Here is a 1,150-nt window from a genome sequence, read left to right as displayed (position 1 = left end):
GAGTGCGATGTAAACAACGACGGCTTTGCTGCTTTTGACCTTACCCAGCAGGATTTGGTGATTACTATGGGCGATCCTACCTTAACGGTTACTTACCACGGAACGATGCTAGATGCAGAAAATGGTGTATTGCCATTACCGAATCCGTATGTAAACGATCAGATTTATCTAGATGCACCCATTACAGACCCATTAGATCCAAACTATGGCACCGGTGGTGTTTGGGCGCGAGTTTCTAGCAGTACCAACAGCTGTACGGTTGTTGTTTCCTTTGCCCTTGAGGTGCGTTTTTCGCCAGTGGGCACAGAACCTGCAGAACCACTACGTTTGTGCGACGATACTGTAGCCGATGGCTTTACGTTTTTTGACCTTACGGTAGTTGCTGCAGAAGTGCTAGGCACCCTAGACCCAAGCGGTTTTGACCTTTACTATTACGAAAGCCTTGTAGATGCAACCGTTGCTGGCGATAATGCGATGAACGCACCAGATTTTTCTCAGGCCATTCCAGACCCGACAAACTTTTTAAACAGCACCAACCCACAAGATATTTATATACTGATAGTAGGTAACGGCACGGGCACCATCCCTCCAAACCCTAATGTTAGTGAAGGCTGTTACGACATTGTAACATTAACCCTTATTGTAGATCCACGCCCTGCGAATTTGGGTCCTTTTGAAATGTCACTTTGCGACGATGAACTTCAGGGAAGTACCCTTGAAGATGAAATTTCAACATTTGATCTTACCAGCCAAAACATATTAGTAACCGGTGGCGATCCTACCATTACAGTAGAGTGGTTTTTAAATGCAGCCGATGAAGCTGCAGGTATTCCGATTCCTAACCCAACTACGTTTCAAAATACAGCAACCCCACAAACAGTAATAGGTCGCGCAAGTTCAGAGTTTGGATGTAAAACTTTAATTACCCTTACCCTAACAGTATTACCAAACCCAAACCCAAACACAACCCCAGATCCGTTAGAACTTTGCGACGATGATGATGACGGTATAGTAGGCGGTTGGGATCTTACCCTTGCCGATATAGATATTAAAGATGGTGAGCCAGACGTATCTGTAACCTATTATGAATTTGAGGCCGATGCGATAGCTGGAATTCCAGGTACAGAGATACTAATGCCTTACACGAATA

1 pseudogene is annotated in these 1,150 nt (G+C 44.8%); it reads left to right on the top strand.

What is annotated here, in order from left to right:
• Positions 1-1,150: pseudogene (locus AC3RVF_RS15865) on the top strand (hypothetical protein); the annotation flags it as partial.

It is taken from the genome of Aequorivita sp. IT1183 (assembly GCF_058068265.1).
Note: the sequence above shows the minus strand (reverse complement) of the source record. Positions and strands in the feature narration are given on the sequence as shown.